The organism is Clostridium muellerianum (genome assembly GCF_012926525.1).
GTDB classification, from domain to species: Bacteria; Bacillota; Clostridia; order Clostridiales; family Clostridiaceae; genus Clostridium_AM; species Clostridium_AM muellerianum.
Genome location: NZ_JABBNI010000022.1, coordinates 68509 through 77864, shown reverse-complemented (window position 1 = coordinate 77864; position 9356 = coordinate 68509). Strand labels below are relative to the sequence as shown.

9 protein-coding genes, 1 tRNA gene and 1 rRNA gene are annotated in these 9356 nt (G+C 30.1%); 8 read left to right on the top strand and 3 right to left on the bottom strand.

Annotated elements, in window-relative coordinates:
* The first annotated feature begins 177 nt into the window (after positions 1 to 177).
* Positions 178 to 294, top strand: a 5S ribosomal RNA gene (gene rrf / locus HBE96_RS12415).
* Positions 295 to 301: 7 nt separating this feature from the next.
* Positions 302 to 376: transfer RNA gene (locus tag HBE96_RS12410), tRNA-Asn, on the top strand.
* Between the two features lie 179 nt (positions 377 to 555).
* Here the strand turns inward: HBE96_RS12410 and HBE96_RS12405 are convergent.
* Together HBE96_RS12405 and HBE96_RS26850 are read right to left on the bottom strand one after the other, a co-directional pair.
* Positions 556 to 1902, bottom strand: coding sequence for a carbon monoxide dehydrogenase (locus HBE96_RS12405; protein ID WP_342590181.1), 1347 nt, complete (start codon positions 1900 to 1902; stop codon positions 556 to 558).
* The gene (locus HBE96_RS26850; RefSeq protein WP_342590180.1) at positions 1898 to 2434 is read right to left on the bottom strand and encodes a hypothetical protein; all 537 of its coding nucleotides are present in this window, start codon (positions 2432 to 2434) and stop codon (positions 1898 to 1900) included. Before HBE96_RS26850 ends, HBE96_RS12405 begins: the two co-directional genes overlap by 5 nt.
* Before the next feature lie 343 nt (positions 2435 to 2777).
* Here HBE96_RS26850 and HBE96_RS12400 point away from each other — a divergent pair, with 343 nt between their 5' ends.
* From HBE96_RS12400 to HBE96_RS12380, 5 genes are all read left to right on the top strand, one after another.
* Positions 2778 to 3302 carry a nitroreductase family protein gene (locus HBE96_RS12400; protein WP_169298069.1) on the top strand — a complete coding sequence of 175 codons (525 nt, stop codon included), beginning with the start codon at positions 2778 to 2780 and terminating at the stop codon, positions 3300 to 3302.
* Between the two features lie 25 nt (positions 3303 to 3327).
* Complete coding sequence (locus HBE96_RS12395; RefSeq protein WP_169298068.1) at positions 3328 to 3882, top strand: pyruvate kinase alpha/beta domain-containing protein; 555 nt, start codon at positions 3328 to 3330, stop codon at positions 3880 to 3882.
* Positions 3883 to 4206: 324 nt separating this feature from the next.
* Complete coding sequence (locus HBE96_RS12390) at positions 4207 to 5238, top strand: FIST signal transduction protein (RefSeq protein ID WP_169298067.1); 1032 nt, start codon at positions 4207 to 4209, stop codon at positions 5236 to 5238.
* Between the two features lie 16 nt (positions 5239 to 5254).
* Positions 5255 to 6217 (top strand): methyl-accepting chemotaxis protein, encoded by a 963-nt coding sequence (locus tag HBE96_RS12385; RefSeq protein WP_169298066.1) that lies wholly within the window; start codon positions 5255 to 5257, stop codon positions 6215 to 6217.
* 167 nt (positions 6218 to 6384) lie between these two features.
* Positions 6385 to 7077, top strand: a complete 693-nt coding sequence (locus HBE96_RS12380; protein ID WP_169298065.1) for a response regulator transcription factor — start codon at positions 6385 to 6387, stop codon at positions 7075 to 7077.
* Between the two features lie 141 nt (positions 7078 to 7218).
* Here the strand turns inward: HBE96_RS12380 and HBE96_RS12375 are convergent, their stop codons facing one another.
* On the bottom strand, positions 7219 to 7680 hold the full coding sequence (locus tag HBE96_RS12375) for a redoxin domain-containing protein (RefSeq protein WP_169298064.1): 462 nt from the start codon (positions 7678 to 7680) through the stop codon (positions 7219 to 7221).
* Between the two features lie 207 nt (positions 7681 to 7887).
* On the opposite strand from HBE96_RS12375, the gene HBE96_RS12370 reads away from it, so the two are divergent.
* On the top strand, positions 7888 to 9216 hold the full coding sequence (locus tag HBE96_RS12370) for an erythromycin esterase family protein (RefSeq protein WP_169298063.1): 1329 nt from the start codon (positions 7888 to 7890) through the stop codon (positions 9214 to 9216).
* Positions 9217 to 9356 lie beyond the last annotated feature (140 nt).

The following is a 9356-nucleotide window of genomic DNA, read 5'->3' as shown; positions in this document are numbered from 1 at the left end:
GAGGTGTAAGCATGGTAACATGTTCAGCTGACTGATACTAATAGGTCGAGGGCTTGACCAAATAAATTCACTGTGCAATTTTGAGAGGGCAAATGTCTAAATGACAATTGCCGGGTAATTTAGTCACAGTAGTGACATTAAGAATTATCCCGTGCTTTTTAAACAACTAAATAAGAATCTGGTGGTAATGACGTAAAGGTAACACCCGTTCCCATTCCGAACACGATGGTTAAGCTTTATAGTGCCGATGGTACTGCAGGGGAGGCCCTGTGGAAGAGTAGGTAGTTGCCAGGTAATACGTTCCGCGATAGCTCAATGGTGGAGCACTCGGCTGTTAACCGATAGGTTGAAGGTTCGAATCCTTTTCGCGGAGCCAACTTTATATGAATTATTAAAGACTGTAAACTATACAGTCTTTTTTTATTTTATATAAAAAGCTGAAGAATTTTATTTAGATAAAAGCTTAGCAAATTTAATCTAAATATTATAAGTTAAAATTGTAAGTACAGTTGATGAAATTAAAGCAAGCATTGAAAAATGCTTGCTTTAAAATTTTTAGATGTTTAGTTTTTTACGTTTTGCTTCTATTCTTTCAAGAATCTGTATTGCTGCTTTTTGAGGATCAGTTTCTACATAGAATTTAGCACCAAAGTCTTCTTCCATCTTATTTAATAAGTAATCCATAGCAAAAGGGGAACCTGTTACAGGAGGAACAACTCCTAGCCATGCGTCTATACCACTACCTACTACATAAGTTCCTATAGCTACAGCCTTTTCCGACATCCACTCTGGAGCTGCACCGACTACTGGTAAGTCACTTATATCTAAACCTAAATGATTTGCAAGTTCTCCAGCAAGTTGTAAGTTACGGCTTATATCAACACATGAGCCCTGATGAAGAATTGGTGGAATACCTAATAAGTTACATACAGTCTTAAGTCCAGGACCAGCGAGCTCCTTTGCTTCCGGTAATAATAAACCAGCTTTAGCTGCTGCATGAGCTGCACAACCTGTAACAATTATTATTACATCATGAGCAATTAGATATTTCATCATTTCTACGTGACATGTATCATGTGCAACTTTGGGATTATTACAACCAACAAAGGCAGCAGCACCTCTTATAGTACCAGATACTATAACATCTGCAAGAGGTTTAACTGTTTGCATAGGGTCTATCTGAGAATTAACGACTTTATCGAGCCTGTCTACTATAGCCTCTGTGCTAAATCCAACCAAGGCTTCACATTTTTCATTAGGAATTAAAACATTATCTCTATTTCTATTTTTATAGTTTAATATAGCTTCTCTTACTATTTCTTTTGCAGAGTCATATGGTCTGTCCTCTTCAAATTCAATATATGTTGAATCTGTTATATGAGCTTTTGGTGAAGTTGTTATAAATTTAGTATGATAAGATTTTGAAAGCTTTGCAAGTGACGGCATTATACATTGAACATCAACTATTAAAGCTTCAACTGCACCTGTTATTACTGCAAGCTCTTGTTGTAGGAAGTTTCCTGCCATTTTAATACCATGTCTCACTGCTATTTCATTTCCTGTACAACACATACCACAGACATTTATTCCTTCTGCCCCTTGAGCTTTTGCAAGAGCAATAAGTTCAGGATCTTCAGAAGCTACAACGATTGATTCTGAAAGTGATGGCTCGTGACCATGTAATATAATGTTAACTTGATTAGTTTCTAATACACCTAGATTAGCTTCAGTTTGTACTGGTGATGGAGTTTTCAATAAAATATCACTAATTTCAGTTGCTATATAAGAACCACCCCATCCATCTCCAAGTGATGCCCTCATTGCCATACTAAAAAGATTTTTTGCATCTCCTGAACATCCAATATGAGTTGAGTGCATTATGCTAACTATATCTTTGTCAATTGCTCTTGGAGTTACACCAAGTTTGTCCCAAACTTCTCTCCTTTTTTTTAGGTAAAGCTTTGGAGAAAATTAAGTTTCCATGAGGCTTACCAAACTCATTTAATGTAGCTGCAGCTATATTATGAGCTATATCATAAATGTCTCTTCCTTCAGTAGCAACATTGTATTTCTCAGCAACAGACATAAGTTTCTTTTTATCTTTTATATTTATTTGTCCATCTCTTGATGAATTTTCTAAATGAAAACATAGTGATCTACCGTGATCAGAATGGGCTGCTGAACCAGCTCCACACATTCTTGCGAAATTTTTTGCAGCTATAACGTCAGCTGTAGCTCTACAAATACCTCTAGCTGTCCCTTTTCCAGGAACAGGACCCACGCGGCAAGGTCCCATAGTACAGTTGCTGCAACATACACCTGCTGAACCAAAACCACAAGGTGTTTTTATTTCAGCTTTTTTATCCCAGACAGTTTCTACACCATCTTTTTTTGCTTTTGCAATAAGTTCTTTTTCAGCTCTTTTTATTAACAATCATTTGTCTCCCATTAATAAAATACCTCCTTGCTTCTATAATAGATTCATAAAATAGATTGTAATTTTTTAAAATTGCTTATATACTAAAAGTAGAAAATATTCAATATAGTTTTTATTTTATCCATGATTGTCCGATGCTGTACTCCTAATACGTTTACAATTAAATTTGCTTAATAACTAAAAAAGATCGATTCCAGTCTAATTTAGTGAAAATATTCACAAAGCATATGTTAAATCATTAATATAATAAGCATTGTAACTAGTTAAATACAGTAGTAAAATATACATAAAAATAGTGATATTAATATGTTTCAGTTTATGAGCTAGGAGGTAAGTTATTATGAATGAAACAATGAAAACTTTATTAAACAGAAGAAGTATACGAAAATACAAATCAGAACAAATTAAAGATGAAGAATTGAATGCTGTTTTAGAAGCAGGCAAATATGCACCAAGTGGAGCAAATCAACAGTCTGCACTTTTTATAGTGATTCAAAATAAGGATGTTATTAAAAAAATATCAAAAATAAATACGGCTGTTATGGGAAAGGAAAATATAGACCCATATTATGGTGCTCCTACAGTAATTCTTGTGCTTGCAGATAAAACTAAAGTAACACCTGTGGAAGATGCAAGTCTTGCTTTAGGAAACATGTATAATGCAGCATATTCTCTTGGACTTGGTTCTTGTTGGATACATCGTACAAGAGAAATGTTTGAGAGTGAAGAAGGAAAAAAGTTATTAAAAGAATGGGGAGTTGAAGGTGATTATATAGGAGTGGGTTCATGTATTTTAGGTTATCCAGATTGTGAACTACCAAAACCAGCTCCAAGAAAAGATAATTTTGTCATAATGGTAAAATAGAAAGAACATAAAGAGGTATAAAATTATGTATTTTAATAATAAGGGAAAAGAAAATACAGATAATACTATTAAATTAGTATCAAAAACTGCAGTAGAAAAAGGAATAAAACATATTGTTGTAGCATCTTCTAAAGGTGGTACAGCAAAACTTTTGAAGAATGATAAAGGATTAAATATTGTATGTGTAACACATGCCAATGGATATCCAGAAGCGGGGAAAAGTGAGCTTACAGAAGAAGGTCGCAGAGAGCTTGAAAGTATGGGAATTAAGGTATTAACAACTACTCATGTATTGAGTGGTGCAGAAAGAGGAATTAGCAAGGCATTTGGTGGAATTAATCCTGTTGAAATAATTGCTCAAACCTTAAGAATGTTTGGTCAGGGTACTAAAGTTTGTGTTGAAGTTGCAGTAATGGCTTTAGATGCAGGATTAATACCTTTTGGAGAGCCAATTATTGCAATAGGGGGTTCAGCACACGGTGCTGATACTGCATTAGTTTTAACACCTTCACATGCTAGCAGCATATTTGATGTTAAAATTCATGAGGTTATTTGCAAGCCGTCATATTATAGTGAATAAAAAGTATTTTATAATGATTTTAAGTTCAACTAAGATTTATATGGTGTTTAAATCTTAGTTGGACTTAATTTTTTTATTTTATAATTAAACTAAATAGTATGAATTTTATTGCAATGGTGAAGCTATTTTAATATAATTAAAATAATAAGCACTGATAAATAAATATTAAGTTAATTATATACATATATATTGTTGAATTTTGTATCGCACATAATATATTTAGTACATATTGATGTAATATATTGATTTTATTATGATTTTAACATAGATATTTTTAATTAATACTTTTTAAATAAAATTTCAATTAAAGTGGGGGGATGTTTCATGAAATCCGTTAATTTTGTTAATGTTGAAGAAACGGTTAACTATATTAGGACAAAAAATGAAAAAGCTTTCGTAATATTTGCTGATGTTGAAAAGGTAAAGAAACTCTCTACAGCATCATTAAATAGTGCTGTACTTTGTTCTACATCAGGGGAATATACCAATGAAGGGTATAAAAATAATGTGATAACAGGTTTTGAATATGATGCTAATGAAGGAGAAGTAATTGAAATAGAATACCCACCTATAATAAGTTTAGGAAAGCTAAAAGAAGGATATAGAAAAGTTAAACATAATAAAGATGCATTTGCACTTTTGCTCTGTGATGGATTATCAGGAATGGAAGAAACTATATTAACTACTTTTTATTTTATGGAGGATTCTTTTAAAATAATAGGTGGAAGTGCTGGAGATAATCTTAAGTTCAGCGAGACACTAATTTATGTAGGAAATAGAAGAATTTATAGTGCTATACTATTTTTCAATTCAAAACATAAAACTTACCTTATCAAAGAAAATATATATACTCCAACTAAAAATAAATTACTGATAACTGAAGCGGATACTATCAGTAGAACTGTAAAAACATTTAATAACAAACCAGCTGCAACAGAATATGCAAGAGTTTTAGAAATTAAGGAATCAGAACTTTCAAAATTTTTCATGAATAATCCTTTGGGAAAAATATATAAAGAAGATATATATATTGCTTCACCTATGAAAGTAAATAATGATAAATCTATAACTTTTTATTCTCAGCTAGTACCAAATACATTTGTCCAAGTTTTAAAAGCAGTAGACCCAATTGAAGAGGTAAGAAAAACAACCAGTAAACTGCCATTTAAACCGAGTTTTGTTATAGTGATAAATTGTATATTAAGAAGCTTAAAGTTCCAACAGGAAGGAATTTGGAAGGATATTGATAGAGAAATACTTAAAGCATGTTCCAATACAACTGGATTTGTTAGCTATGGTGAACAATTTTATAAAATGCATTCAAATCAAACTATGGTAATGCTATTAGTCAAATAAGAGTGGGAGGAATATAATGTTAAAATTGAATATAAGAGATAAAAGTGAAGAAAATAAAGAAGTTATAGATATGAGACAAGAAAATTCTTTGCAATGCTTTAAATATGCAAGCGAAGTTAAGGAGTTAACTAATGAAGTTGATAAAAATATACAGGATTTATTGAAGAAAGAAGGAAATATAACATATGGACTTAATGAATTGCTTGAAGGAACAGAATATACTACTAATCAGACTGAAAAGGTAAATGATTATCTAGATTCTTTGTCTCAAAATAGTGAAAAAACAACAAAGCTTGTAGATGAAGTATTTGTAAGTTTAAAAGATTCATTAAAAGAAATCGATAGTGCTAAAAATGATTTTTATGATTTAATAAATCAAGTTAATGGTGTTTCAAAGGTTTTTGAGGAATTTTTTAAGTTATTTATGGAATTACAATCTCATTATAAAAATATAGAAGGTTTTGCATCCATAATTACAAATATTGCCAATCAAACTAACTTATTATCACTAAATGCTGCTATTGAAGCAGCAAGAGCTGGTGAGGCTGGAAAAGGGTTCTCTGTGGTTGCAAATGAAATAAAAAAAATGTCCATAGATACTCAAAAAAATACAAAGTACATTATGGAAGCTTTGAAAGAAATGACTGAAACTATAGAGCTCATAAATAACAAGTCTAATGAAGGCGGGAAGACTATATCAAAAACTGAAAGCATCATAAAAAATTCTAAAGATCTTTTAGATAATATAATTAATTCGGAATCTAAGATATACAAGCATGTGGAAGTAGTAAAAGATTCTCAAGAACAAAATTTAGGTGGAATTCAACAAATGGCATCTACTTTAACTAATATTGTAAATAAATCTAAAAAAGAAAATGAAGAACTTGAGGATTTGATATTAGATATACAAAAGAAAGCGGATTCTTATATGCATATATTAAATGGAATTAATCAAATTAAATTACTTCATGATAAATAAAAGGTTAAGAAAAAAACATATATCCTTAAAAGTAGCGCTGTAATACTTTTGAGGATTTTATTTTAAATAAAAACTGAAAGGTATAATGAAACAAATAAGAACAGTTAAATTAACTAATATTTATGTTATAATATTACATATATTTTATGTAATGTGAGGGCTGAACTATGAATGAAAATATTAACATATTAATAGTAGAAGATGATAATGGTATAAATACTTTACTTGCAAGACTGATGGAGAAAAAGGGATACAATGTAGTACAAGCTTACTCTGGTACAGAAGCTATGCTGCATACTGAAGCTAAAGACTTTCAACTGGTAATATTGGATTTAATGCTTCCTGGAATTACAGGAGAAGAATTGATTAAAAATATAAGAAAAACTAAGGAAATGCCTGTAATTGTAATTTCAGCTAAAATTGATAAAAAGGATAAAATAGAATTGCTTAATTTAGGAGCAGATGATTATATTACAAAACCTTTTGATATAGAAGAAGTGTGTGCAAGAGTTTATTCAAACTTAAGGAGATATGTGAAATTTAACAATAATAATAGTGCAAATGAAAATTTAATTTATAAAGACATAGTTTTAAATAAGGAAACTAAAGAAGTTTGTGTAAATAGTAAAAATATAACTTTTACTGTAAGAGAATTTAAAATACTTGAGCTGCTTTTAACCCATCCTAAAAAGGTATTTTCAAAGGCAAATTTGTTTGAAAGCGTGTGGGGAGAAGAATATTTTGGTGATGATAATACAGTAAATGTCCATATGAGCAATTTGAGAAGCAAATTACAAAAGGCTAATCCAAAAGAAGAATATATAGAAACTATATGGGGAATGGGATATAAAATGGCATAAGAAGATGCATTGGTAGTTTTGGTAAATAACGGGAAAGTAGCCCGAAATGCTAATAACAAAGTTAATGAAAATACTCATGCTTATAAAATTAAGTAAACATGAGTATTTTTATGTATCAGTAAAATTATAAAATGCAGTTATCTACATATTTGAGAGTACTTGAAAAACCTCATTTATGTCAGGCAGTTGGCTCATAGGGTAAACTTTAACCCATTTAACAATGCCATTTTCATCTATTATAATGTTGGCTCTTTCAGATATACCGTCATTTTGAATAAATAGTCCATAATCCTGTGTAACCTTTCCATGAGGCCAGAAATCTGAAAGAATACTTAAATTATTAAGAACAATAGCAGTTGCCCATGCTTTTTTACAAGGTTGAGCATCAACACTAAGGCCAAATGCTATTGTATTAAGACTTTGAAGGTTATCCCAGTTATTTTCTAGAGACCTCATTTGATCTGTGCAAACTGGTGTCCATGCAAGTGGATGCCAGGAAAGCAAAACTTTCTTACCTCTATAATTTGATAAATTAATAATTTTATCATGATTATCTTCTAATGAAAAGTTTGGCGCAGTACTTCCTAATTTAATTAGTTCCATTAGTTTTACTCCTTTCTTTTGATATAATATATTATTCTATGCTGAAATAGAATTTATTATAAAAAATTATACTTAGTTGGATGAGTAACTGTCATAAACTTAAAGGACAAACTTAAGGTTTTCTTAAGGAGTTCTTTAAGGTTTTTTTAGTTCCAATTTATAGAATAAACTTAAGCTATTAAGTTAATTTATGGGGGAGGAAAAATTATGAAAATAAAAAGCAAATTAATGAAAGTATTGATATGTATATTTGGAGTTTTAATTTTAATTGCAGCTGGTACTTTAGGTATGAATAAAATTTCAGAATCGAAGCGTGCTGAGGTATTGAAAAATAAAGTAATACCTTTAAAAACAGTAAAAGCTGAAAGTGGGTTTGAAGATTTAAAACCTCTTGAAAGTGTATTAAAAGATAAAAAAATTGTATCTGTAGGAGAAGCTACACATGGTACAAAAGAATTCTTTCAAATGAAACATCGTATGTTAGAATTTTTAGTGACAAAAATGGGATATAGATTATTTGCTATGGAGGCAGGTTTTGGAGATGCACAGGTAGTTAATGATTATATACTTTATGGAAAAGGAAATGCTAATGATGCCGTTAAAGCTTTAAAATACTGGACATGGAAAACTGAAGAAGTATCCAGCATGATAGAGTGGATGAGAAATTATAATAAAAATGATAATAATAAAACAAAAATAAAATTTTATGGCTTTGATGTTCAATCCACAAAAATTGAAAAAGAAAAAGTTTTAGATTATTTAAAAGTAGTGGATGGTAATTCAATTAATAAATATGAAAGCGTGTTTAGCAAATTTAATGATGATAATTTATCTTCACTTGGGAAAGACAAATTAGCAAGTGTAAAAAACAATATTAAGGAATTATTAAGTGATTTTGATAAAAATAAAGAACAGTATATTTCAAAGTCTTCTAATAGTGAATATAAAATGGTTTATCAAGATTTAAACAATATCTATAAATGCTTGCAAGTGAAGTCTCAAGCTGGAATGGGGTATACTAATACTAGAGATAAGTATATGGCTGAAAATGTTAAATGGATTTTAGATTATGAAAAACAGTTTGGAAATGATAAAATCATGCTTTGGGCACATAATGGACATGTAACTAAAGAAATGCCAAATTATACTTCCATGGGATCACATTTAAAAAACATGTTTAATAATGACATGTATGTTATAGGAATGGAATTTTATAAAGGAAATTTTAGAGCATACCCAATTAGCAATAGTAAAAGTGCGCACATTAAGGAATTTACTATAAAAAATTCTTCATCTTTTACATTTGCTCATAATCTTCATAATTTAAATATACCTTTATACTTTATGGATTTTGATTCTGCAGCTCAAGACAAAGGTATAAAGCAGTGGTTATCAAACTTAAAGTTAATACATGTTATTGGTGCTGAATATTCAAAATATAATCCTATTGGGTCTTATGCACCTCAAGTTCCTTTAAAATCTTATGATGGAATGATATTTATAGATAATATATCGCAGTCTAAGGCAATTAATTAGTTAGAAAATGAATTGAGAAGAGATAGTAAGACTTTTTGATAAGGTTTTGCTATCTTTTTGTTTATGTAAAGAGTTGAACTTAAATAGTTTAGGCACAGAAAACTTAAGATGAATTTAAGATGATTTTAAATTTAGATTAA

What these genes read in the sequence shown, in the direction of transcription:
- HBE96_RS12400 (WP_169298069.1), top strand. Translation starts at nt 2,778, where the DNA reads ATGAATGAAACAATGAAAACTTTATTAAACAGAAGAAGTATACGAAAA.
- HBE96_RS12385 (WP_169298066.1), top strand. Translation starts at nt 5,255, where the DNA reads ATGTTAAAATTGAATATAAGAGATAAAAGTGAAGAAAATAAAGAAGTT.
- HBE96_RS12370 (WP_169298063.1), top strand. Translation starts at nt 7,888, where the DNA reads ATGAAAATAAAAAGCAAATTAATGAAAGTATTGATATGTATATTTGGA.
- HBE96_RS12375 (WP_169298064.1), bottom strand. Translation starts at nt 7,680, where the DNA reads ATGGAACTAATTAAATTAGGAAGTACTGCGCCAAACTTTTCATTAGAA.
- HBE96_RS12395 (WP_169298068.1), top strand. Translation starts at nt 3,328, where the DNA reads ATGTATTTTAATAATAAGGGAAAAGAAAATACAGATAATACTATTAAA.
- HBE96_RS12390 (WP_169298067.1), top strand. Translation starts at nt 4,207, where the DNA reads ATGAAATCCGTTAATTTTGTTAATGTTGAAGAAACGGTTAACTATATT.
- HBE96_RS12380 (WP_169298065.1), top strand. Translation starts at nt 6,385, where the DNA reads ATGAATGAAAATATTAACATATTAATAGTAGAAGATGATAATGGTATA.